Source organism: Maricaulis maris, assembly GCF_049116555.1.
Lineage (GTDB): Bacteria > Pseudomonadota > Alphaproteobacteria > Caulobacterales > Maricaulaceae > Maricaulis > Maricaulis maris_C.
Genome location: NZ_JAGDYT010000008.1, coordinates 354855 through 376470, shown reverse-complemented (window position 1 = coordinate 376470; position 21616 = coordinate 354855). Strand labels below are relative to the sequence as shown.

General features: G+C 63.5%; 26 protein-coding genes and 1 tRNA gene. 10 read left to right on the top strand and 17 right to left on the bottom strand.

All coding sequences use genetic code 11. From position 1 onward, the window contains the following. Positions 1 to 141 precede the first annotated feature (141 nt). The 15 genes from JXQ94_RS12310 to JXQ94_RS12240 all read right to left on the bottom strand — a co-directional run bounded on the left by JXQ94_RS12310 (position 142) and on the right by JXQ94_RS12240 (position 12608). Complete coding sequence (locus JXQ94_RS12310; protein WP_421924090.1) at positions 142 to 348, bottom strand: hypothetical protein; 207 nt, start codon at positions 346 to 348, stop codon at positions 142 to 144. Then, complete coding sequence (locus JXQ94_RS12305) at positions 338 to 2530, bottom strand: terminase gpA endonuclease subunit (RefSeq protein WP_421924089.1); 2193 nt, start codon at positions 2528 to 2530, stop codon at positions 338 to 340. Before JXQ94_RS12305 ends, JXQ94_RS12310 begins: the two co-directional genes overlap by 11 nt. Positions 2531 to 2535: 5 nt before the next feature. Further along, on the bottom strand, positions 2536 to 3261 hold the full coding sequence (locus JXQ94_RS12300; protein WP_421924088.1) for a hypothetical protein: 726 nt from the start codon (positions 3259 to 3261) through the stop codon (positions 2536 to 2538). Positions 3262 to 3560: 299 nt separating this feature from the next. Continuing rightward, positions 3561 to 4487 carry a hypothetical protein gene (locus JXQ94_RS12295; protein ID WP_421924087.1) on the bottom strand — a complete coding sequence of 309 codons (927 nt, stop codon included), beginning with the start codon at positions 4485 to 4487 and terminating at the stop codon, positions 3561 to 3563. Continuing rightward, positions 4484 to 5641, bottom strand: coding sequence for a hypothetical protein (locus tag JXQ94_RS12290; RefSeq protein WP_421924086.1), 1158 nt, complete (start codon positions 5639 to 5641; stop codon positions 4484 to 4486). The genes JXQ94_RS12295 and JXQ94_RS12290 overlap by 4 nt, the downstream gene beginning before the upstream one ends. Positions 5642 to 5700: 59 nt before the next feature. Next, a complete protein-coding gene (locus JXQ94_RS12285; protein WP_421924085.1) occupies positions 5701 to 6345 on the bottom strand; it encodes an MT-A70 family methyltransferase in 645 nt (214 codons plus the stop codon). Further along, a complete protein-coding gene (locus JXQ94_RS12280; protein ID WP_421924084.1) occupies positions 6345 to 6674 on the bottom strand; it encodes a hypothetical protein in 330 nt (109 codons plus the stop codon). Before JXQ94_RS12280 ends, JXQ94_RS12285 begins: the two co-directional genes overlap by 1 nt. Continuing rightward, positions 6671 to 8326: a DEAD/DEAH box helicase gene (locus JXQ94_RS12275; protein WP_421924083.1), complete on the bottom strand. Its 1656-nt coding sequence runs from the start codon at positions 8324 to 8326 to the stop codon at positions 6671 to 6673. Before JXQ94_RS12275 ends, JXQ94_RS12280 begins: the two co-directional genes overlap by 4 nt. Continuing rightward, positions 8323 to 8691, bottom strand: a complete 369-nt coding sequence (locus JXQ94_RS12270) for a hypothetical protein (RefSeq protein ID WP_421924082.1) — start codon at positions 8689 to 8691, stop codon at positions 8323 to 8325. Before JXQ94_RS12270 ends, JXQ94_RS12275 begins: the two co-directional genes overlap by 4 nt. Further along, a complete protein-coding gene (locus tag JXQ94_RS12265; RefSeq protein WP_421924081.1) occupies positions 8688 to 9143 on the bottom strand; it encodes a DUF4326 domain-containing protein in 456 nt (151 codons plus the stop codon). The genes JXQ94_RS12270 and JXQ94_RS12265 overlap by 4 nt, the downstream gene beginning before the upstream one ends. 662 nt (positions 9144 to 9805) lie before the next feature. Then, complete coding sequence (locus tag JXQ94_RS12260; protein ID WP_421924080.1) at positions 9806 to 10228, bottom strand: ASCH domain-containing protein; 423 nt, start codon at positions 10226 to 10228, stop codon at positions 9806 to 9808. After that, positions 10225 to 10911: a hypothetical protein gene (locus JXQ94_RS12255; RefSeq protein ID WP_421924079.1), complete on the bottom strand. Its 687-nt coding sequence runs from the start codon at positions 10909 to 10911 to the stop codon at positions 10225 to 10227. The genes JXQ94_RS12260 and JXQ94_RS12255 overlap by 4 nt, the downstream gene beginning before the upstream one ends. 216 nt (positions 10912 to 11127) lie before the next feature. After that, positions 11128 to 11514 carry a hypothetical protein gene (locus JXQ94_RS12250; protein ID WP_421924078.1) on the bottom strand — a complete coding sequence of 129 codons (387 nt, stop codon included), beginning with the start codon at positions 11512 to 11514 and terminating at the stop codon, positions 11128 to 11130. Between the two features lie 106 nt (positions 11515 to 11620). Further along, entirely contained in the window at positions 11621 to 12127 is a 507-nt protein-coding gene (locus tag JXQ94_RS12245; protein WP_421924077.1) for a phage regulatory CII family protein, read from the bottom strand. A 250-nt stretch (positions 12128 to 12377) separates the two neighbouring features. Beyond that, positions 12378 to 12608, bottom strand: a complete 231-nt coding sequence (locus JXQ94_RS12240) for a hypothetical protein (protein ID WP_421924076.1) — start codon at positions 12606 to 12608, stop codon at positions 12378 to 12380. Between the two features lie 95 nt (positions 12609 to 12703). Here JXQ94_RS12240 and JXQ94_RS12235 point away from each other — a divergent pair, with 95 nt between their 5' ends. From JXQ94_RS12235 to JXQ94_RS12190, 10 genes are all read left to right on the top strand, one after another. Continuing rightward, positions 12704 to 13354 (top strand): XRE family transcriptional regulator, encoded by a 651-nt coding sequence (locus JXQ94_RS12235; protein WP_421924075.1) that lies wholly within the window; start codon positions 12704 to 12706, stop codon positions 13352 to 13354. A 147-nt stretch (positions 13355 to 13501) separates the two neighbouring features. Further along, entirely contained in the window at positions 13502 to 14308 is an 807-nt protein-coding gene (locus tag JXQ94_RS12230) for a helix-turn-helix domain-containing protein (RefSeq protein WP_421924074.1), read from the top strand. 140 nt (positions 14309 to 14448) lie between these two features. Next, positions 14449 to 14793: a hypothetical protein gene (locus tag JXQ94_RS12225; RefSeq protein WP_421924073.1), complete on the top strand. Its 345-nt coding sequence runs from the start codon at positions 14449 to 14451 to the stop codon at positions 14791 to 14793. Between the two features lie 157 nt (positions 14794 to 14950). Further along, positions 14951 to 15205, top strand: coding sequence for a hypothetical protein (locus tag JXQ94_RS12220; protein WP_421924072.1), 255 nt, complete (start codon positions 14951 to 14953; stop codon positions 15203 to 15205). Further along, positions 15202 to 17268 (top strand): ParB/RepB/Spo0J family partition protein, encoded by a 2067-nt coding sequence (locus tag JXQ94_RS12215; protein WP_421924071.1) that lies wholly within the window; start codon positions 15202 to 15204, stop codon positions 17266 to 17268. The genes JXQ94_RS12220 and JXQ94_RS12215 overlap by 4 nt, the downstream gene beginning before the upstream one ends. Positions 17269 to 17393: 125 nt before the next feature. After that, a complete protein-coding gene (locus tag JXQ94_RS12210) occupies positions 17394 to 17660 on the top strand; it encodes a hypothetical protein (protein ID WP_421924070.1) in 267 nt (88 codons plus the stop codon). Beyond that, the gene (locus tag JXQ94_RS12205) at positions 17657 to 17878 is read left to right on the top strand and encodes a hypothetical protein (RefSeq protein ID WP_421924069.1); all 222 of its coding nucleotides are present in this window, start codon (positions 17657 to 17659) and stop codon (positions 17876 to 17878) included. The genes JXQ94_RS12210 and JXQ94_RS12205 overlap by 4 nt, the downstream gene beginning before the upstream one ends. Further along, positions 17875 to 18414, top strand: a complete 540-nt coding sequence (locus JXQ94_RS12200; RefSeq protein ID WP_421924068.1) for a hypothetical protein — start codon at positions 17875 to 17877, stop codon at positions 18412 to 18414. The genes JXQ94_RS12205 and JXQ94_RS12200 overlap by 4 nt, the downstream gene beginning before the upstream one ends. After that, complete coding sequence (locus JXQ94_RS12195) at positions 18408 to 18920, top strand: DUF1643 domain-containing protein (protein WP_421924067.1); 513 nt, start codon at positions 18408 to 18410, stop codon at positions 18918 to 18920. Before JXQ94_RS12200 ends, JXQ94_RS12195 begins: the two co-directional genes overlap by 7 nt. A gap of 17 nt (positions 18921 to 18937) precedes the next feature. Then, on the top strand, positions 18938 to 20155 hold the full coding sequence (locus JXQ94_RS12190; protein WP_421924066.1) for a tyrosine-type recombinase/integrase: 1218 nt from the start codon (positions 18938 to 18940) through the stop codon (positions 20153 to 20155). Between the two features lie 259 nt (positions 20156 to 20414). On the opposite strand, the gene JXQ94_RS12185 is transcribed toward JXQ94_RS12190, so the two are convergent. After that, positions 20415 to 20491, bottom strand: a tRNA-Arg gene (locus JXQ94_RS12185). Positions 20492 to 20602: 111 nt separating this feature from the next. Next, positions 20603 to 21598, bottom strand: coding sequence for a P1 family peptidase (locus JXQ94_RS12180; RefSeq protein WP_421924065.1), 996 nt, complete (start codon positions 21596 to 21598; stop codon positions 20603 to 20605). Positions 21599 to 21616: the final 18 nt, after the last annotated feature.

The following is a 21616-nucleotide window of genomic DNA, read 5'->3' as shown; positions in this document are numbered from 1 at the left end:
GGCTGCGGAGTAGGCGCTATCGGAAGCCGTCGCGTGCTGGCTCGCGAGTGCGGCCAATCGGACGGACATGATCTCTGCCGCCGAGATCTCTCGACCATCGGGGCTGACAAGGGGCTTGTTCATCTCAACGAACGCCGTTCGCTAGCAATAAGTGAACGTGATCGCGCCACGTTCCGGGCGGCCATCACGTCGTGCCTTGAGGCGGCTGATGTAGCCTGACAGCTCGTTCTTGTTGACGCGGGTGAACTTGGTCGTCCCCTGTTCTGTGGAGATCTCAATCGCCGCGCCTTCAAGCTCGATCCGATGGAGTGCCTGTTCGGCTTCCTCGATCTTCTCATCAATGGTCATCGTCGCTCCTCGTTGGCGCATTGGCTCGGGCCAGGGCGGCCAGCCAGTTGTTCGCGTCACTGTTGGGCAGTGGGTTCGCCTCGAACTCGGGCTGCTCTTCAGAGACCACGGCGAGTTCTTGGGCGGACGGATTGGGCGAAGACCAGATCGCCTCCATGGGCAGGAGGATGTCCTCGTCCGGATTGCGGGTACGCGCGGCGAATAGCTCGCGCCATTCGATCTCCGACATGCGATCGATCCCGAAATTCCACGCCATCGCCAACGACCCAACAGCAAGATCGAGCTGTTCGTTGGCCTGGTGCTTCTGCTTGTCCCAAACGGGCTCGTTCTTGAACGTCTTCTGGACGTTGAGATGTTCCGCCGTGATCTGCTTGAAGAAGCCGAGGTCGCAGCCCTCGTGGAATTCCAAAGAGCCAGGGTACTGAGTGCACTCCGCTCGCTCTTCCATGCCCATCTTCAGACCGAAATAGACCCGTTTCTTCAGGCCATATTGGCCCATCGGATACATCAGCGTGCGTGCCAACACCTGGCCGGCCGCATCCTTCGCCGTCTGCTTGGTCGGCGTTCCCAACTCCGGAGCGAGCGGGTCGGCGACGCCCTTGGTCGCCATCACGTTCGGGAAGCCGGCCGCAAAGAGATAGGCATGAGATGACCGATAGCCGCTATCGACACCAAACCTGTCGAAGCCCAAGTCGACCGAGCGCTCGCCAGGGAACTTCTTCTGGACGATCTTGGCCGCCTCGGCCCAGACGCCACGATCCTGCGTATCACCTGGGATAATCCCATGGTCGATACAGCGAGCACGGGCGCCCGGCGTGAAGTTCGGGTTCGGACCGAACGCGTAAGCCGCCCACTCCAGACGATCGGCCTGGACGTCCATGAAACCGACCAGGATGCACGCCCAGTTCGGAACGATCCCGCGCGGCAACTTCGCCACTTGCCAGGCATCTCTGAGCGCTTCCTCATCCGGCGCGTCGCCCTTTTCCTCATAGGGCAGGCCGAGGGTCTGCTGGTAGAACGACCGGAGCTTCTTCGGGATCCCTTGAGCCGCGAGCCATCGCTTCCAGATCCGGGACCATGATCCGAGCTTGGAATAGGCTTGCCAGAACGAGAAGGATGGATCCCGACCATCGGTCGCCCGGCCGCCCGGAAGACCGGTGAGCCGAAGATGGGTATCGGCGGAGACCCAGCGAAGGAGATCCGCGGACGCGATTACTTCTGGCGGCCGAGGGTTTTCCGGATTCTCTTGCTCCGGATCGTCTGGGAACTCCGGATGAGGCGATCTGAAGGTTGGGATCCAGACCGACTTGTCGACCATCCCCCCCTTGTGATGCTCTTCGATGATGCCGCCGCAACCAGGACAGGAGAAGACCGGCCGGCCCTCATGCTCTGACATCCGCTCGAACTCGAACCGATGATAGTCGCCGCACTCCTCGTGCGGGCACGGGACGTAGAGCTGGCGATAGTCGCCTTCCTCCACCATCTGGGTGATCCGGCAATTGCCCTTGACGCCGGGTGTCGAGACCGAGATCTCCTTACCGTCATCACCCCAGCCGTCCATGCGGGCTCTGGCTTGTTCAACGGGATCACCGCGGCCGCCCACATCGTCGTCATACTCGGTGACCTCCTCCATGAGGAGATAGCCGACCGGCAAACCCTGGAGACACTTCGACGACGAAGCCGTGCCGAGCTGGATGAACCCGTCACCCTCCAGCCGCTTGAACGCCGTGGTCGAGCTGTCTTCACTTTTCGACCGAGCCGCCTTGACGTGTTTCTGAAGCTCCGGCGTCGCGTCCACTGACGTCTGGAACTTGACCTTGTTCCATTTCTGGAACTCGTCCTGCGAGGGAAGCAGAACGAGGATCGGCCGCGGCTCGGTCGAAATGCAGTGATAGATGGCGTTCGCCACGCCCTCGGACTTCGCGGTCTGAGCACCGCCGCGGATCGAGACGCGCTGCGCTGGATGGTCGACGCCGCACACATCCATGATCTCGACCAGGTATGGCGTCCGGCTGTTTTCCCATTTGCCGACGTGCTTCGACCCGGACTCCGCACCGAGGTAGCGATACTTCTCCGCCCAGTCGGCGGCTGACATTGCCTCGGACGGCTCCATGGCGATCGACAACGCGCCGAAGACGATCGCGGCACCGTGTGCGAGCGTGTCGAGAGGATTGTCCATCATCCGGCCTAGTGGTGGCTCAACACGTCGGGCAACGGAGCAAGCTCGCTTTCAGCGAAAGCGATGATGCGTTCAAGACGCTCGGTGGCTTCGGCGTCCTCATCGTCACCGATCCGTGTCGCGGCCCGGCCCATCTCAGATGCGAACCGACGGAACACATCATCCAGCAACCGCCGCATGCCTCGGCGCATTTCCGGTGCCTTGTCGGCCGGCAGGTGGAGTTCGGTGAGCAACCGATCGGAGTGTTCCTTCGCAGCGCCCTTGCCGTAGCGCTTCATCTCGGCGGCTGCAGCGGCCAGGCCGCCCTCGACCTGGGCGCGCTCGACCAATCGGCCGAGTTCCTTCAGCAGGTCCGCTTCCTCGCGGGTCGCCTTGATCTGTTTGATGCGCGCATGGGCTTCGAAGGATTCGACCTTGGACCGATCGGCCGCCGGCGCTTCAGCCTCCGCGACATCCTGGGCAGGCTCCGGAAGCTCCGGCTGTTGATCGTTCGCCGCGGCCGGCGCGGGTGCGGATCCGGACATGATCGCTTGGTTCGGGTTTCCGGACCGATGCGCCTTCACTCGGCCGTAGGAGCACAGCGCCACCTTGCCGCGGCGGCTGTGAACCAGGTCGTGTTTCTTGATGTACCGGGACAGGGTGGAGCGCTCGACCGGGTCATTATCCTCGGCCAGTTTTTTCGCGATCTCGCTGATGCTCATCAGATCGTCGATCGCGGCGGGCTCTTGGTCCATCGTCCTCCGGTACTCGTGCAATTCGTGCACGTGTGCTGCTTCTGTGTACCTTTTGCGCACACGAGCAACTAGAAAAACCCCGCGACTTCGCGTGGGCCGTATACGTTTAACTCCAGGAAGGACCCGCACGGTCCCGCATGGTGGCGCCGCTCTCTCCAGGTCCGTCGGTCGGATCGCCTGATATAGCGTCGATCTGGTCCGGCTGCGGCCATGAGAAAGGCCGACCCGGTTGCCCCGGCCGGCCTCAACACGGAATCACTCCCGATGAACTGATTCCTACTTGTGCACCGGTGCACGCGTCAAGCGCCTCCCGAGCCGATAGCGTCGTAAAAGGTCCGAAGTGCTTGTGCTGCACCGATAATCAGTGCACCGGCGGCGGCCGTTCGTTGGCTCTTGTCTCGGTATTTGCGCACCAAGCCCGGCGCGTCGGTCAGTGCGATTCCCTCGAACAGGACCGCGGCCAAGACCTGCTGCTGAGCTGGCTGCAGAGTTGCTGCCGCCAACCGATAGCGCTCCAACGCTTCAATCCGTGAGACCGCGACATTGCCCGCGCCGGCACCACCACCATCGACCGGCACGTCCCAAGACTGCACCAACCTCCCACGCCCGGATCCGAAGGCCAGGTCGTCGCGCCACCGGGCCAGGGCTCGCGCCTCGGCCTCACCGATCAACTCTGCCCGCACCATGCGAACCACCGCATCAGGCATCTCAGGACCGAGACGCACGGCGCCTGACGACAGGATCTTATCCACACCACGCCGAGCGAGCTGGAGCGGATCCGGGCACTGCTGATCGCAATCCACCGACGACAGGCCTTCCTTCTGCTGGCGCTGGCGCTCTTCACGCAGGATGATCGCCTCACACTCGGCGACGCCCTGGACCATCTCTGCATCATGACCAGCGCGCAGCGACTGGATCCGTTCGACAAAGCCGTCCAGCTTGAAGAGGGTGTCCTGTAGAGACCAGCTCTGCCGCACCGCCTCATCTCTCGACTTCTCGGCCCGCCGATATCCCTGCTGAGCCCGGGCCAGCGCCTCGTCATCACCGCTATCTTTCAACTCGGTGATCAACGCCTGGCGTTCTTCGCACCGCCTATCGAGCCGGGTGATGTTGCGCTTCAGCGGCCGCAGTCGTCGCTTGAGCGCGTCCTTTGCACGATGCGCCTCGGCCAGCCGCTCGCGGTAGAAGGCGTCCAGGACGTCGGGGAGTTCGCTTGGCTCGGTCATGCGGCGACAGTCCGGAGCGAGCGGGCCGGCTTCACGGGCTTGATGTTCGGGTTCCAGCCCAGCGCCTTGATCGCGCCGATGAAGACGAAGCCAACCTCCTTGCAGGACATGTTCGACGACCGCACAGCGAACTTGAACTCTGGATCCTCGACGACCTCGAAGCCATCAATGCAGGGCGCCAGATCCTCCTTCGTTCGGCCGCACTCGAGTGCTTGATCGAACAGCAAACCAGCTTGCCCCTCCGGGAAGCCGAACTCGACGGTCGCCTCGTCGGTCAGACGTGCCCATTTCGACTCCGGGATGATCTGTAGGCGCCGGCCGGACGGCTGCTCTGTCAGGTGCCCGCCGAGCCCTCGCAGGCGTTCGCGGAGGGCACTTCGGTCCGCCGGCGTGGCAGTGACCATCGCCCAACGCACCATCCTCCGCTCCGAGTAGGCACGCACATCGACCCCTTCCAGGATCGCATGAGCGGTTCGGCTTGGGTCTGGATCCTCAGCCCGAGCGAGGAGGCTTTCCAGCTCCTCACGAACGGACCGCTGTGCAGCATCCTCCTGCAGCGCCGTGGCCAGCTCGATGTCGGGATCGAACCAGATCGAATGGAGACGTTGTCCTCGCGCGGCTGCCCGCGCATCAGTGGTCATAGAACTCCTATCGATAGAAGAATCGACTCTGCTGTGATCGGAGTCGTCACACCCCCTGTGATCGGAGTCATCACACCCCCCCTGTGATCCGTCGCTCACACCCCCCCCTGTGATCGGCGGCTCACACCCCCCCTCGATCGAGTCCAGTTCCTCGTCGTTCTCAGCCGCCGAGCACGGCTCGCTTTCAGGCTCGTCCTCATCCTTGCCCCGGTCAGGCTCGACCGCGCCCCTGCGTTTAAACGTTGGCGATGGTTCTCGCTCGCCGTCAGGGCCGTACGGCGGGTCCAGGACCACCCGATAGGAGAGGAAGCCTTGCATCCGCTTGCCCTTGTCTGAGCTGACATAGACCTGCACCCAACCAAGCTCTTCGAGGTTCTTCAGACACCGGTTGACGGTCTCTCGGGTCAGCTGGGCTCGATCAGCGAAGCGCTGCTGCTTGGTGTCGCGTGACCAGCCATGCTTGTTGGTGCACGTACCGAGCGCCAACAACACCCGAAGATCAGTCGCGGTCATTCGCTTTTCGGCGTAGTCATCGAGCGCCCCGGCTGGAATTACTGCTAAACGTGACAAATCTACTCACCTCCCCTCGGTTCGAACTTCTCTGCCTCGTTCCCCCAGTGGTCCCAGCCATCGAGCGGCGCCCGCGCGAAGATGTCCGCGCGAGGTCCGGCCGTGGCGTCCGCCAGCCAGGGGTAGAAGCAGTCCGGTTTCCTTGAATGCTCGCGGCGTTGCGCGATTACGGCTGGCGTGCGCACCCGCGCCTCGCCGGCATGACGGTCGTCTGGATCCATCGTCGGCGCATCTGCCATGACGACGCCCAGGAGCGGCTTCGCGAGGATCCGAGACAGCGAGCCGCGAGTGGCCAATAGGATCGGCTCCGCGACACCTCGCACGACGTAGCCCATCCCCTGTCGCGGCGCGCCGCTTCGGCTGGTCTTGATCCAAGGCACGATGGCCGCGTAGTTGAAGCCCCAAGCCTGGATGGCGCGCATGGCGATCGGCAAGTGCGGAGACGTCGCCCACAGCGCCAGGAGACAATCCTCAGCGGCCAGCTCACCGATCGGCAACCGGATGATCTCCTCGGCCGTCATCGTCTGGTAGTGCGCTTGTGGCGACCGAGCCGCGCCAGCATTGGTCTGCGTCTCGAAATGCCAGGGCGGATCAACAACGATGCAGCGATAGCGCCAACGCGGAAGAGGGTCGAAGAGCCAGTCCATCAGCACCCTACCACGTTCTGGAACTCGCCCCGCCGAAGCCATCCGTGCCACCCTGGACACCCGCTATGCGGCGGGATCGCGATGGCCATGCTGAGGGTCGGAACCTCGACCATGCCGTCCCACAGATAGGACGGCCGCCGATCGGTCGGCGTCGTCGACACCCTGGGCAGCTCATGCGCCTTGCCGCACCGCGGGCAACCAACCTCCATCGCCGCGACCGCGCTGATCTTCATGGTCGGCGTTCCGCACACCGTGAGGAACTGGAACTGGCCCGGCTGGGCAACGTCGGCGTGATTGGGCACGCGCTCTGCGGTCACACGATGCTTCATGACCCGCGCCCTCCCTTCTGGAGGTAGCGCTCAACCAGCATCTTGAGGCGTGACCTGTCCGTCACCGCGGCCTGTGGCCCAACACCCTGGTCGACGATCTGGGCGGCCTGGGACGCCTTCAGCCCCAGCATCTCCATCATAGGCGGATCCGAGCCATCATCCGTGACGAGGAAGAGAGCGGTAACGGGCTGCGTCTGACCCTCGCGATCAAGCCGGCCGATCACTTGAGCATGGACGCCAGGCGACCAGTCCAATTCTCCGAAGACGACGGTGGAACAGCGTGCCTGGATCCCGTCCAGGCCGGCACCTGAGCGCAACGACATGAACATCAGATCCGTTTCGCCGTTGATGAAGCGCCGGACCTCCCGGTCCTTACCGGCCGCGCTCTCGGTGCCGGTGTAGTAGGCGGGCTTCAGGTCCGACAGGCGCTTCGCCCATATGTCGTATACGTCCCGGTGCCAGCCGGCGACCAGCACCGGCTCGCCGCCCTCGACGAGGATCCGGAGCACATCCGCGACCGCGGCGGCCTTCGCAATGCCGGTCTGTTGGCGGACCAGGATGTCCAGCTCGCGCGCCGCCTGGCCGCGCTGGGTGAACTGCCCGGTCGTCGCCTTGATGGCCAGCTGGCGTGCAAGCTCGTCGATCGAGCGGACGGCGGCAGCGTCATAATCGACACGGTCGACAATCTTACTGACCTTCGGCAACTGCTGACCGACATCGGACTTGATCCGCCGCAGATAAACATGGCTGTCACGCAGGAACGCCCCTAGCGCGAGCGGGTCGCTGATCACATTGCCGTAGCCACTGCACCACTCGCGGACGAAGTCGAACTCGTCGCCCAGCACTTCCGGGTTGAGGTACTGGAAGATCGTGTAGATCTCCCGGCCGTAGTTGTAGATCGGCGTCGCCGACAGCCCGAGCCGGTAGGTTGCGGACCGGACCAGCTCCAGGGCCGCCTTGCCCTTCTCGGCCTGCGTGCCGCGCCGCAGCTCCTGGATCTCGTCGAAGGCCACCAGCCCCGGCGCGAGATCGTCGAATGTGTCGACCCAACCGGCCAGCTGGGTGTAGCGGAAGACCAGGACATCGGCGTCCGGCAAGTCGTACGGTGTCGTCTTCTTCACGGCATGGGCTGTCAGCGACGTGAAGCGCTCGATGACACGAACCCACTGCCTCTGAAGGTGCGGCTGGCAGACGACGACACCGGGCAACATGCCGGGCACCAGGAGCGCCGCGCAGGTCGTATAGGTCTTGCCCAGACCAACATCATCAGCCAGCAGGATCCCGCCGGACCGGCGCAAAAGCTCGACGGCTTGCGCCTGATAAGGTCGAACCTCTTCTCCGTCCTGCAGGCCGACATAACTCGGCGGCTTGAACGTCTTGGAGAAGATCTTCTCGGTGCCCGCCAACGTCTCCTCATGCGACAACCGGCCATCGATGAGAGCGCGGTTGTCGGCCGGGCTGATGCTGACCGGGTACCGATCGCGGAACCAGTCGAGATCAGCCGCGGTCCGGTCATCGGCCGGAAAATGGAACGGCCCGCGTGAGGCCTTCTCCAGGCGCGGGAAAATGTGTTTGAGACGGATCGCGACATGTGGAGGCGCCTCGGATAGGCGCCAGCCACGATCGGTTTTGGCCAGCGTACCGTAGGTCATAGCCAGGCCTCCCCGAGCGACTGGACGAACGCCGGCTTGCCGCGAATGTCGGGCGGCAAGGCCATCGCCCGGTTCGCCAGGAGGACTACGCCTTGAACCTGGTCGTGCGCGGCGTAGCGGCTCAGCTGTTTGTGGATCGCGATCGGGCGAGCTGCCTTGAGCTTCACCTCGACCACCAATTGGCCATCCACCAGGAAGTCCGGAATATCGCTGGCGCTCAGGCGGTATTCGCGCTCCACCGGCACGTCCAGGCTTTGCGCGAAGGCCTCCGCTAGATCCGCCTGGGTTCGCTTCTCGTCCGTCAGATCGCACCGGGTATGTCGGGCGGCGACCATGACCATGTGGGCCAGTTCAATCGCATTCACGACGTCACCCCCTCATCAAGGATGAAATCGAACTCGCCACGTCCAGGCATCCGACCCGCCTCGCGCTGATCAGCGATCGCGCCGACCATCGACGGCTTCTCCCCTATGCCCAGTCCGCCAGTGACGTGTCGCTTGGGCTTCAAGGATCCGGTTGAGTTCGCGACCCATAGGAGAACCTCTGCGTGACAGGGATCAGCCTCGTTGCAGTAGCAGCACAAATCCTTGCCCTTCAGCTGGGCTCGGATCTCCTCGACGGTCACTAGCCCCTTCGGGCCGACGATTTCACCGCGCTCGATGAAGGCCTCCCGAAAGAGAGCGACCGCCTTGTGGCGGCCCCACTCGGCCACCAGGTACGGATTCCCCCACCTGGTGGCCCGCGTGACGGTGATCGCCGCCGGCGGCTTCCTGAAACCCTTGGTGCGACGGAGACGAATGCGGCGCGGGCTAGGCATCAGCACCCTCCTGCCGCGCGTCACGTCGCGCTAGGGTGTTGAGCCGACCGGTGATCGAGTTTCCGCCCCGACCCAACGCACGAGCGATGTCGCATATGCGCGAACCGCGCTTCCTCATCGCCAGAAGCGTCCTATCTTCCGCCACCGTAAACCGGCGCACGATGTGCCCTGAGCGACTAACCTGCGACGGGGTTAGGACGGCAGCCGCGCACCTCGCCGGCTTAGGCGGATCGATCGCCAGCCTCGTGCAATGCCAGGACACCGCACCGGCCGACACGCCGAGCATCCGACCAATCACCGCGTAACTTCGACCGCGCTCTCGCATGTCGGCGATCCGCTCGATCATCTCGGGCGTGACCTTTTGCGTCATGGCCGAGCCCCTCCGCGCGGCGAGTACAACTCGCTGTGGAGACGATCCATTTCCCCAATCGTGGGCTTTTCCTGGACCTCAATGCACAGCGGCCCTGCGTCCAGAGGGACCTCGTTTATGCCCAGCGCATCCCGCTTGCAGTACAAGCCCCGCGTCTCGATGTTGAACCAGGTCGCGCCTTGCGTTGTGCAGGCGGTCCGGTTGCAGACACCACCGAAGACTTGCCCCTTCTCCGGATCCTCGTGGACCGGGTACCGGTGCGGATGACTGGTGTCAGTCGTCGATCCGCTACTCATGGCCGCGCCCTTTCTGGTTCGGCCATCTCGAACGCCGCCCAATTTGCGCCGATCTGGATCTTCAAGATTTCCTGCGGAGATGGTGTGAACAGGCTGAGCCGGCCGCGCCCGGCGATCGGCTTGTCGAACGGCACAGGATCCCTGAGCACAAAGCCGAGCGGACCCTGGAACCACTCGCTGGCGGACTGACCCACGACGTCAACGATCCGGACCGTACCCAGGAAGCAGCCAGTCGGCAGCTCATCCGGTATGGGATAGCCGGCCTCCCGGAACGCGTGGAGCGCGACCTTGTCGATCTCCAAGCCGGCGTGGACCGCGATCAATCCACGATGGCTCGTCGACCAGGATCGGTTCTCGATGTCCTTACCGGCGTGAAGGATGGCCCATGCCCAGGGCTGCTTGATCGACAGCGCTTTCATGTGCGCACCCACCCACCGTTGGGTCGAATGAACACGTCAAGATCATTGCGGCGCGAGACCTCGTTGAACTTCGCGACGACAACTTCCCAGAGATCGAGGTCGAATTGGCGTCCGAACGTTAGGAGGGAGTCAGCTAGGAACGTGATCTCTTTTGAGACCTTACCTTGGAGGGAACATGCGGTCGCGACATTGCCCCCGATTCCATCCCTGTCGCGATTGAGCTTCTTGATCGTGTCGCCCAACCTCAGCCCTGCGCCGAGCATCCGCTGGCACATGAACTTTTCCATATTGATCAACGAGCCTGAGAGCCCCTCGGCGCCTCCCAGCGGCGGCAACCTCAGACGCGCCGCGAGCAAATCCAGATAGATCAATACGTCGGCAAGCTCGGCCCCCAAGGCCTCCAGGTCCGCGGCCGCAGCGGTTGGATAGCAAGCTGCAGCAGCCTCTTCCAACTCGCCAAGCTCGCCAAGCATCGCGACCGCCCACTCAGAGACCGACCAATCGTCGACGCCGCCTGGGTGCCACTGCTCGCACCGAAGCAGATTGACGCTTCGAAGAAGCGCCATCTCTCGCTGGAGGCAGGAGTGATACTTCCGCGACACATCATCCACCGGGCATTGATCGTTGAAGGGATCATCCGGCTCTCGACGATCTTCGCAGGCCTGCGCTGCTTGAGTCTTCATGACTGCCTCCTCTTGCTGCTGGGATGACGCGACTTGCCGCCGTGCCGACGGGTAGCGATCCGGCCTGGCTTGCCGCCGGCGAACCGTTCCAAATGCAACTTCGAAAGACGTGCCGCCTCGGCCGTCTTTCCGTCCATCACGGCGGCGAACCAATCCTGGTAGAGCTTGGAAAACCGGAGCGGTACGCGCCCCTCAGCACGCTTGCGGGCATAGCCCCTAAGGTCTCGGGTCACGGGTCTCTCCCAGGCTGGAGGTGAATTGATCCGCGCGCTTGACCGCGTCCGCTTCGGCGGTCGCCAGGACACGAACAAGCTCGCCTGTTGGGTTGAGGCGAACGCCCGAGAAGATCTTCTTGAGATCCTCCAAGGCGGCGATCGGTGGGTTGGGTGAGTGGAAGCCGGCGATCAGGAACTGGTCGATCTGCTGGACCGCGTACGCCATCGCCTGCGCGGCAGCGGGGAAGCCTTCCTTGCGGTGACCTAGGCACCTCAATTCACCCAGGGCTTCAACCCGCCCATCGACGTTGAAGCGCGCCTCCACCACGAAGGCGTGCTCGTCCCACAGCACCTCGAAGAACGCCGGCCGGTTCATCCGGCCACCCATTGAGCGAGCTGATAAGCGAGGACGAGGCAGCAGGCCCCGAAACAGAACCATCCGCTGCGCGGCATGTTGAGCCCGAAGGGTTGGAAGCGCGTGATCCGCCGCATCGCTATGCCCCTCTCGCCCGAGCGGGACGCACGTCGGGATAGGTGTCCTCCAGCTGCTGATCCAAAGTGAACAGAGCCAGGATGGCTTCGCGGACCTCGCGCCGAACCTTCGGCGTTTCATCACGGTTGATCAGGCCGCCATTCGCCAGAGCCTCCGCGATCGAAGCCACCGCTTCGGAGCACTCCTTCATCGACCGGTGCTCCACGCCCGCGCCTTCCAACGACGCCGGCGTAGGGATCAGCAGATATCCATTCACCTCGGCCAGAGCCGCGGTGACTAAGGGCCGACCGGTGCGCTTCTCGATGTCCGCGATCTGGTCGGCGGCGAGAAAGCTGTCGTGCTCATGGTGGGCGGCCTTGCGCAGCGTCTCACCGGAGCCGCGCGTTCCTCGCGCCGCCGCCTCAGCGCTCCCCGTCGCCTCCAGGAGGTCGTGGCTTGCGGTCTTGATGAGCGCGTATGCGCTCCCGGGATGGACACGATGGGCCGGCGGCCGCGCTACACCACTCATTGGACAACTCCGCATGTTTGGAATGGGCGCGACGTTTCCAACCAACGAACGGCGTTCGCTGGGCTATAGTCGTCACCATGGAAAAGAGATTGACACTCTCGGCCGTTCGGCAGGTCAGCGCCGAAGCCGGCCTCAAACCGGATTCGGGGCGAGACAAGCGCTTGCAGGCATTTGCTCGGAATGAAGTCGAGCAGCGGACCGTCGCCTCCCGCGGTCAGTTTCGGGAGACACGGCGATGACGGCCCGCCACTCATTCAGCAGCCTCAGCGATTGGGATCTGCTCGCCGGGCTGATAGGCACGTTCGATCGCCAGCAGGTTTCGGATCGTCAACGGACACCAGCTGGTGTCCGACATCTTCCGTACCGTGGCTTCGGACAAACCGAGTTCACGACCAATCGCGGCGCGCGACCGCTCATCCTTCTGGAGGGGCTTCAGGACATCCGCGATCGCGGTCTGGAGAGGCGATTGAGTCTGGGTCATGCCTCGATGGATCGTATTATTTTACGATCTCGTCAAGGTAGTTCGCGTAAAATTTTCCGGATGTCGTGTGGATTGTGGCATGCTAGGCCGCAATCATGAGCGCTGAGCCAAACAAACCGAAGGACTCTGAAGTCCTCCGCAAGCGCGCCGCCGTAAAGCGGGCGATGCAATCTGCGGAGATGACTGTGAGCAGCTGGTCGAAGCTTGCTGGTATTAGCGAAGGCACGCTACGGGCCTACCTGGCCGGCCGCACCTCATCGCTCAGGGAGGACACAGCCCGACGACTTGCCCACGTGGTCAACAAGAGCCTCGACGAGCTGTACGAAGATACAAGCACCAATGCCCGAAAGCGGGTCTGGGTCCGCGGCCTCCTGACCGCGGCCGGCAAGATCGAGACGATCGAAGGGCAGGGTCTCTACGAGGTCACCATTCCGCCCGGCCTGGCAGACCACGACCAATACATCGCCTACGAGTTGCGCGGGTTCGCCATGTCGGCAGTCATCCCGGATCGCTGGATCGTCTTTTGCGTCGCACAGTCCGAAGCGGACCACGCAGATATCATCGGCCAGGGCTGCGCCGTCGAGACCCGCGAGGGAGAGCACCACTTTCGGCGGGTCCAGCGAGGCTACAAGCCAGGGCGCTTCAACTTAGAGAGCTTCGACGGCGCACCGCTGATTGAGGATGTCGAACTGGCAGTCGCCTATCCATTCGTCGCGATCGCCAATCCTGGAACAGTGAAGATCTAGTCGCGATAGCGCGCGGCACGTCTACGTTGCCCGCTGGTAAAGGCGCAATTATAAAGCCCCTTTCAGAATTTTTTTATTAGCGGGACGTCCGGACTCCTCGCCCAATTATTTGCTTAGTTTCGCAGCCACGATGCGAGGCTCAAGTCATTGGTCATCCCCGGCGCCGCAATTTCAATCGACCCAGCGATCCGCTGGCAGGTCATCCAGATGTACTGGCGGATCACGGCGTCGATCTCTGAAGCAACAGCACTAGACCCACTCGACCGGCTCATCGTTACGGCGATCGAAGTCGCCGACCTGACGGGCGAGACCTCGCCGAGCATCCGAGTGATCGCCGCAGCGCTCGATCGGTCCACCTCCACGATCCATCGCCGCGTCCACAGACTCATCGCTGACGGCTTCCTGGAACGGGACGGCCGCCGGCTGGTCATTCTGATTCCAGGAACGATCAATCAGATCTATGCCAGCATCGCCGGCAGCGTCCGGGCAGCGATCCAGCCGCACGTTGCCCTGATCCGCAGCATCATCGCGGCGCCAGGCCCGCGCCCGCCACCGCGAAATGAGGCCGCGCCAACCATCGATGGTCTAATCATCGATCGAGATCTCAAACTCGGTATCGCTCTATTCTTCTTCAATATGTCGCTTGCGGCCGAACGCCGCACCGGCCTCGACCCCATCGATCGGCTGATCGTTCTGGAGATCGAGAGCTTCCGCCTGGACCCCAGCAGATCCGGCGGGCCGAACGCGCAATCACTATCCCGTGCGACGCGCATTCCGCCGGCGACGATGTCCTGGAGGGTGCAGCGCTTGATCGCCAAAGGCCTCGTAACCAAGTCCCTGGATGGGCTGGCAACAACCGCAGAGGCGACAGGCAAAACCTATTCGATTCTGATCGAGCACTTCCTCGAAGGCGTGCCTTCGCTACTCGATCTGATCAACTCGCGGGTCACGTAATTCGCGAACCTCGGCCGCGATCATCCCTCGCGAGGCGAATAGCGTTCGAATATTGGCGATCGGCTTGTTGATAATTGCCCCGATATAACCATGGTTTGCATCTACGGGGAGGCACTACCAGTGAGAAGCATCGTGAGTATATGAGTTTTGATAGCGTGGTAAGCGACAGCCCGAATGTCGCGGAGATCGTAAAGCACTTCCATGAAGACCTGTCCTACCTGATTGCACTGCTCGATGATCGAGCGGCGCTGCTCGGGATGGCCACGTGTTGGATCTGCGATCGAGGAGACGTGCCGAAGTCGGACTGGCGCGAGCTTCCTCAAGATCTCTTTCTGGTCCGGATGAAGGAAGGCGGCGCTTACGCCGGGCGGATCCAGTCGATTACCGATCTTCACGTCCTACTCACGCTCACGTCCGGATCCCGCGCACTCCCCGTCCCAAGCGTTCTTTCCATCCACCGCTGCCTCTCGGTTGTGTGTCGCTAAAAGCACGCCGCCACGAAGGGCATAACTTTATTGCACTTAGGTCATCACAGCTTGACCGCGTAATTTTTTACGGTTTCCGCTTGCGTCCGTAATTTTTTACGCTTACCGTCCGGATCACTCAGCGAACGCCGTTCGTTCGCCTGACCCGGAGCACGCAATGACCGCAACGATTGTTTACCTCAATGACTACCGGCGCCGGAACGATCCGCTGCTGGTCAAAGGTCAGCGCGTCGCCGTGCTGATGGATCGGCGCGAAGCCGAAGGTGTGATCACGCACACCATCCCCACCCTTGGCCTAGCGGCCGTTCATTTCGACACCCACCCGTTCGAAGGCACGACGTCGTTCAAGCGACTGTCCGACCTCGTGCCCATCGACACCCATGGCAACTGCGTCCAGGAGGCCGGCCAATGACTGCTCATTTCAAGATCGCGGATCCCGCACTCATCCAAGCCCTGGCCGATCAGGTCGACGCAGGGCGCGACAAGCCCGGCTATGCCGACATCGCGAAGGCGCTGGAGATGGACCCATCCAACACCCGCCGCGCAATCAAACAGCTGGCCGAGGCTGGGTTGATGACGATCGAGCCACTCTCAGTTAGCGAGATGGCGCGCGCCCTGGCCACTGTTTGGACGGGCGGGACGATCGGCGAGGGAACACCGACCGTTCCCTGGTCGACGATCAAGACCTCACCCTTCAATCCACGCAAGCACTTCGATCCCGAAGCCCTGCAGGAACTCGCCAACGGGATCCATGAGAAGGGCGTTCTCCAGAACCTCGTCGTACGTCCGCACCCGACCGAGGATGGTAAGTATGAGATCGCCGCCGGCGAGCGCCGCTATCGCGCGATCGGCCTACTTGTCGAGGCCGGGCAGGCGACCAGCGATTACGCCGTGCCCGTCCAGGTCCGCCAGCTTTCTGACCAGGAACTCCTCCTCATCGCCCTGGCGGAGAACACCGACCGTGTTGATCCGCACCCGATGGAGGAAGCCCAAGGCATCGCCGCGTTCCGAGAGCTGCGCGTGAAAGAGATCCTGGCCGAGACTTTCCCCGATGATCCGGACGCGGCCGAAAAGCACCCGGACACATTCGCGCCGGAAGTCCGACGCGCTGCCGGCATCGCCGCCCAGGAGGCCGCCTCCGCCATGGGCAAGACAGTTCGCTGGGTCGAGCTGCGCGCGCGGCTCGGGAAGGACCTAGCGCCCGATGTGAGCGTCGCGTTCCTTGCTGGCCGGATCAATCTGGCCCAGGCCCGCGCGATCGTGACCGCGCCTGCCGAGCTGCAATCGTCCTCGCTTGAAGCGATGGAGAATGGCTACAGCGGATGGGGTACAGGTGACGGCGTCCTGCGGATGCTGCGTTCCGGCGGCATGCCGGCGTCGGAAGCCGCCTTCGACGTGGCGGAGTATGACGGCCCGACGATGGAAGACGCCGAGACCGGCGAAGCAATCATGCTCGACGCTGGCAAGGTGACGAGCCTGCAGATGAAGGCGCTCCGCCGACGGGTCAAAGAACTGAAGCGCGACGGCGTGGCTTGGATCAAGCAAGAGCAGCGCTACAGTTACGAGTATCCGAGCGCCGAAGACGACGACCCACAAGACAAGGTCGGTGTGTTCCTCTACCTCGACAACCGCAACCGCCTCCGCGAAGAGCAGGCGATCAAACGCCAAGATCGCGAGCGCGCCTTCGCCGCCGCCAACAAGCCGAAGAAGACTGCCAAGTCGGGCGATGAGGAGCCAGTCGCGCAGCCCTTCGGTAAGCGTCACTGGCTGCAGGCCTGCACCCTAAACACTGCGCGTCTGCGGACGGCGATCGCGGCGGCGCCGGCGACCTTCTCCCAAGCGATCATGATCATCGCCTTCCTGCCGCGCGACCTGCAGACCTCCGGCGACGCGCCGTTCTCCTGGATCCACACGCGCCAGAGCTGGGGCGATGACAGCAAGATCCCGAGTGGCGCCACCTTGGCAGAACGGATCGGCGCGCTGGAAGCGCATGAGGCCTTCGGTGTGAAGGACAACGCCGTCCTGGTCCGCAACCCTGTGATCGCGCTGATGACGCTGATGGACCTGAAGCCGGCCCAGCTCGCCGAGATTTTCACGGCTGCTGTCGCTGCACAGTGCGCGATCTGGCCGGGCTACCACGCGACAGGCGGGTGCAATGACTTCACCCAGCAGCTCGTCGATCTGATGGATGGACGGCACCAGGTGTTGCCGGCGTTCGAGATGGACGAGGCGTACCTCAAACCCTTCACGATCCATCAGCGGCGAGCGATCGCGCGCGCCTGCGGCATCGGTGACGATGCCGACAACATGCCCGCCAAGAGCGCGCCGTCGATCGACTTCATCCTCAAGCACCCCGATCGCGATCACGGCTGGCTCCCGCCCGAGCTGGCCTTCGCGCCGGAGAGTTCCGTTTCCCGAAACGTCAGCGCGCAGCTCGCCGCCGCCTTCTCCCCGGCGCCGGCGATAGCGGCCTGACCCAGTCGTCCGGGCGGCTACATAGCTCTCAGGCTAAACCCCGCCTTGACGACTGCATCTCCCGGCCGCGCCCCGTACCCCCTCCCATCGGGCGCGGCCGGGACTTCCTGCAGGAGCCCATCTCGATGAACGCGATGACCCAGCCCAAGACCACGGACGAAGCCGCGCTGCCGGCCGGCGTAACGCCGGACCCCTGGCTCAACGTGAAGCAAATCGCCCTGTGGCGAAGCCTCACGGCAGACCAGGTCCGCGCCTTGCGCAAGGTCCCCCTCTGCCCGATCCGGAACGTACCCGGGCTCGGCGTCGGCGCCTTCCTGGACGAACTCAAAGGCTACTTCGCCACCGACCAGCACGCGCCCGTACAGCCAGGCACGAAAGGACAGCGCAAGTGAACGACACAACGATCGACATGCGAGAGGCGAAAGCCATCTGGAACATGGTCATGCACGACGACTTCCGCTCCATCATGAGCCTCAACCGGCCGACCGGCGTCCGGACCTGCCGAGCGTGTGGCTGCTGGGAAATGGATGCCTGTTGGGACGAGGAGCACGGCGCGTGCTGGTGGATAGAGCCGGATCTCTGCAGCCACTGCCAGGAGACGCCGGCATGACATCGAGGCCCATCCGGTCTGGCAGCGACCCATACGAACTCTCGGCCGAGGAGGTTGCGGCGCTCGATACCATGCTGAGCCTGCCGAGCGCCGAGCGAGCGGGCTATCTTACCCGAGCACTTGGTTCGGCCGAGGCCGGACTCGACGCCCTCATCCAGTTCACCCTCGTGGCTCAATCGGTCGTTGAGAACAACCGCGAGGCCATCGAGATGATCCGCATCACTGAGATGCACACACACCCGCACCGCGCCGATCAGATCAACCTCCCCACACTTCGCGGCGCCCTCCGCGGATTGACCCTGTCCAACGACTGCTCGTCACCCGCCCGATGTGACGGATGCGCCTTTCGAACTGGAACACTTGCAAACCAGTCAGAGATCACGACGTTGGATGCCGACCACTGTTCGGATCTCGGCGGCGAAACGTTCTACTGCCACGAGGAACTGGACGAAGACGGCAAGCCGGTAAAGGCCTGCGCTGGATACGCAGAGCGGCTGAAGCGAAGCATCGAAGCAGACCCATGCGGGGGTTGCTGATATTGGCGATCCCTGACCTCTTCGGCGCCGGCGCCGGCGCCACGCTATCGGGCGACGAGCGCTATCGTTACGTCCTTTGGCGTGTCTGGAATCCGGACCAACCCAGCCTCCTTTGGGTCATGCTCAATCCATCGACGGCCGATGCCAGCGACGACGATCCGACGATCCGCCGGTGCATGGGTTTCTCTGCGCACTTGGGATACGGAGGCCTGCGCGTCGTCAATCTTTTCGCCTGGCGCGCGACCGACCCACGCGACCTCGGCCTGGCAGACGACCCGGTCGGCCCGGATAATGATCGCCACATCGAGGCCGAGGCGCGCAAGTCGGGGAAGGTGATCGTCGCATGGGGATCCGCAACTCAAGGCGCCGGCCGCGACGTCCAGGTTCTCCGGATTCTCCGACGATCTCGCCGGCAGGTCTTTGCTCTATCAACGACCTCAACCGGACACCCCGGGCACCCGCTCTACCTGCCCAAGTCCGCGCGTCCCGTTTTATTTTGCGGGTGATCGTGTAGGGTCCAGTTATGGCGAGTCTTGAACGAAACTCCTTACAGCCACGGAACGGGCGGGCACGCTTCTCCTGGACCGTACGTTGGCGCCGGCCAGGGCAGAAACATCAAGCGGAAAAGACATTCCAGACCAAGGCCGCCGCCGAGATGTACAAGGCGAAGGTCGAGCTAGGAATGGACGGTCAGGGCGATCGCCAGACCACAGTGCTCGATGCCGCGGAGGACATGCTTCGGGAGTACGATGGCCTCGTGAAGGAGGGGCTGCGCAAGCCTTGCACGCTGCGCGAGAAGGACGCCCACGTTCGAAATCACATCGCCCCCCATGAGTTCGCCGGCCGGCTGATCGCAGAGACCGGCACGGCCGACATCAAAGATCATCTCAAAGAGCTGATGCGCCGAGGCGTCAGCCGGCACACAGCACGCGCCGTCTTGGTCACAATTCGGCTGACCTGGGAGCACGCTGTCGAGAAGCGTGTGATCCCCGATTCTCATGCGGCCGCGGCCGCCATGGTTCGCCTGAAGGGGAAGAACACAAAACGCAAGGCCGACCCGGCAAGCATCCCGCCGAAGGCCGACATCCGAGAACTGTTCGCCGCCGCGGCCGAGGCGGCCGAACAAGACCGCGGGCGCCGGCACGCGATGGTCCGCATCATTGCACACGCTGGCCTCCGCTCCGGCGAGTTGCGCGCACTGATGGAAGACAGCCTTATTCTCGACAAGCGGCCGCGCGTCATCGTCCGGCGATCGGCGGACCGGAAGAACAACATTTTCGAAAAGCCCAAGACGGACGCCGGATTCCGGACCGTGCCTCTGCCGCCCCAGGCAGTCTCGGCACTGCGAGCCTGGATGGTCGCTCGACCGCACACCGACGACGGCTTCATCTTCCCCAGTGAGACCGGCGGCCTATGGACGTATGAGCGCCTCTATCGGGTGTGGTGCTTGACACTGAGAGACGCGAGCCTCGCCACTCACCGGATCCGGCAGAAGCGCCGGCGCAAAGGCGGCCGAGATCTCATCGAACGCGAGAAGGTGTGGGAACCCGAGTTCTCCCCGCACACACTCCGCCACGTCTTCGCCTCAGCTCACATCGAGACCGGGGCAAAGCCGAAGTGGATCCAGGAGATGATGGGACACGAAAGCCTTCAGATGACCATGGACCTCTATGGGCACCTTTGGCCGTCCACCGATCAGGACCTGGAACAAGCAGCCAGGGCCGCCGCTCTCTTCGACTAGACCGCACGCCAACAAGAAAAAGGCCCGCCGGATCGGCGGGCCTTTTGCGTTGAGCGCGAAACAATAGCGGAACACTCCGCTCATCTAGCCCCCTCATTTCCCCCTCAGCAGACCCCGCCAATCCCCGCCAACTTCGACCAAGCCCAACCATTACAGCCACTTACGCCGAAACGACGATTTCGGCCGAAATCATGGCGGAACAAACGCAGACCGGTCGCGGAAGCGATTGTTATTGCTAGCGGATTTTCGTGAGAGAGAATGGCGCACCGGGGAGGATTCGAACCCCCGACCCCCAGATTCGTAGTCTAGTGCTCTATCCAACTGAGCTACCGGTGCAGGCCGTATGGCTTCGAGGTCTCAGCCCCGAAGAGGCGCGGAACCTAGCCCCGGCTTTGGGGGATGGCAAGTCCCCGATTGCGGCAATTGCACCGGCTTGTACAGCGCGGCTCAACCCGCTTCCGGACGCGCGGCATGCACAGCCCGAGCGACAGCGCGGGCGAGGCAATCGGCCGCGGCGGATCCGAGCCGCGCGAGATGGGCTTCGCCGCCCTCGCCGAGCGGACGGGCGGCGGTCGAAAGGGCAAAGACGACATCACCGTCAAAGGGCGTATGAACCGGGCGGATGGCGCGAGACAGGCCGTCCTGGGCCATGATGGCGAGACGCTGGGCCTGGGCCGGGGTGAGGGCGACATCGGTTGCGACGACGGCAAGGGTTGTGTTTTCGCGCGGGCCCGGCTGCATCTTGGCCGCGCCCCAGTCTTCCGGGTCGGCGCGCCAGTCGGCCGGCGGACGGTTACCGCCGAATTCCCCGTCAATCTCGTGCGGCCAGGCCCAATAGACATCGTCTGCCCCCGGCAGGGTGACCGACCCGAAACTGTTGACGCAGACCAGCGCTGCAACGCGCCCGCCCTCGCCGGCCAGCGCGAGACTGGCGGTCCCCGTCCCGCCTGCATGCAGACCGGCACGAGCGCCATGACCGGCACCGACGGCACCCAGCTCGACGGTTTCGCTCACAGCCTTCAACGCCGCCTTGCCGAGCGCGCGATAGGGCGGCTCTTCGCCCCAGGACTTGTCGCCGCCATTGGCAAGATCATAGAGGATGGCCGACGGCACGACTGGCGATTTGGGAACACCGGGCATGTCGAAAAGGGCAAAACCGTCACCACGCGCGCCAAGCGCCGAAGCAACGCCGTCCGCAGCCGCCAGCCCGTAGGAGGAGCCGCCGGACAGGACGATGGCGTCAACCGCATCGACCAGGGTGTGTGAGGCCAGCGCATCCGTCTCCCGCGTGCCCGGACCGCCTCCGCGCACATCCACCGCACAGACGGCCCGCTGATCCGGCAGGATGACCGTTACGCCTGTCTTCACCCCCGCATCATGGACCTGGCCGACACGCAGACCGGCAATATCGGTCAGGCTGTTTCGCGGTGCTGGCATTGACATGTCAGGCCTCTTATCTGT

What these genes read in the sequence shown, in the direction of transcription:
- JXQ94_RS12250 (WP_421924078.1), bottom strand. Translation starts at nt 11,514, where the DNA reads ATGGGTGGCCGGATGAACCGGCCGGCGTTCTTCGAGGTGCTGTGGGAC.
- JXQ94_RS12290 (WP_421924086.1), bottom strand. Translation starts at nt 5,641, where the DNA reads ATGACCGCGACTGATCTTCGGGTGTTGTTGGCGCTCGGTACGTGCACC.
- JXQ94_RS12215 (WP_421924071.1), top strand. Translation starts at nt 15,202, where the DNA reads ATGACTGCTCATTTCAAGATCGCGGATCCCGCACTCATCCAAGCCCTG.
- JXQ94_RS12300 (WP_421924088.1), bottom strand. Translation starts at nt 3,261, where the DNA reads ATGGACCAAGAGCCCGCCGCGATCGACGATCTGATGAGCATCAGCGAG.
- JXQ94_RS12260 (WP_421924080.1), bottom strand. Translation starts at nt 10,228, where the DNA reads ATGAAAGCGCTGTCGATCAAGCAGCCCTGGGCATGGGCCATCCTTCAC.
- JXQ94_RS12305 (WP_421924089.1), bottom strand. Translation starts at nt 2,530, where the DNA reads ATGATGGACAATCCTCTCGACACGCTCGCACACGGTGCCGCGATCGTC.
- JXQ94_RS12295 (WP_421924087.1), bottom strand. Translation starts at nt 4,487, where the DNA reads ATGACCGAGCCAAGCGAACTCCCCGACGTCCTGGACGCCTTCTACCGC.
- JXQ94_RS12180 (WP_421924065.1), bottom strand. Translation starts at nt 21,598, where the DNA reads ATGTCAATGCCAGCACCGCGAAACAGCCTGACCGATATTGCCGGTCTG.
- JXQ94_RS12280 (WP_421924084.1), bottom strand. Translation starts at nt 6,674, where the DNA reads ATGAAGCATCGTGTGACCGCAGAGCGCGTGCCCAATCACGCCGACGTT.
- JXQ94_RS12265 (WP_421924081.1), bottom strand. Translation starts at nt 9,143, where the DNA reads ATGCCTAGCCCGCGCCGCATTCGTCTCCGTCGCACCAAGGGTTTCAGG.
- JXQ94_RS12275 (WP_421924083.1), bottom strand. Translation starts at nt 8,326, where the DNA reads ATGACCTACGGTACGCTGGCCAAAACCGATCGTGGCTGGCGCCTATCC.
- JXQ94_RS12190 (WP_421924066.1), top strand. Translation starts at nt 18,938, where the DNA reads ATGGCGAGTCTTGAACGAAACTCCTTACAGCCACGGAACGGGCGGGCA.
- JXQ94_RS12255 (WP_421924079.1), bottom strand. Translation starts at nt 10,911, where the DNA reads ATGAAGACTCAAGCAGCGCAGGCCTGCGAAGATCGTCGAGAGCCGGAT.
- JXQ94_RS12200 (WP_421924068.1), top strand. Translation starts at nt 17,875, where the DNA reads ATGACATCGAGGCCCATCCGGTCTGGCAGCGACCCATACGAACTCTCG.
- JXQ94_RS12310 (WP_421924090.1), bottom strand. Translation starts at nt 348, where the DNA reads ATGACCATTGATGAGAAGATCGAGGAAGCCGAACAGGCACTCCATCGG.
- JXQ94_RS12240 (WP_421924076.1), bottom strand. Translation starts at nt 12,608, where the DNA reads ATGACCCAGACTCAATCGCCTCTCCAGACCGCGATCGCGGATGTCCTG.
- JXQ94_RS12220 (WP_421924072.1), top strand. Translation starts at nt 14,951, where the DNA reads ATGACCGCAACGATTGTTTACCTCAATGACTACCGGCGCCGGAACGAT.
- JXQ94_RS12225 (WP_421924073.1), top strand. Translation starts at nt 14,449, where the DNA reads ATGAGTTTTGATAGCGTGGTAAGCGACAGCCCGAATGTCGCGGAGATC.
- JXQ94_RS12285 (WP_421924085.1), bottom strand. Translation starts at nt 6,345, where the DNA reads ATGGACTGGCTCTTCGACCCTCTTCCGCGTTGGCGCTATCGCTGCATC.
- JXQ94_RS12245 (WP_421924077.1), bottom strand. Translation starts at nt 12,127, where the DNA reads ATGAGTGGTGTAGCGCGGCCGCCGGCCCATCGTGTCCATCCCGGGAGC.
- JXQ94_RS12210 (WP_421924070.1), top strand. Translation starts at nt 17,394, where the DNA reads ATGAACGCGATGACCCAGCCCAAGACCACGGACGAAGCCGCGCTGCCG.
- JXQ94_RS12235 (WP_421924075.1), top strand. Translation starts at nt 12,704, where the DNA reads ATGAGCGCTGAGCCAAACAAACCGAAGGACTCTGAAGTCCTCCGCAAG.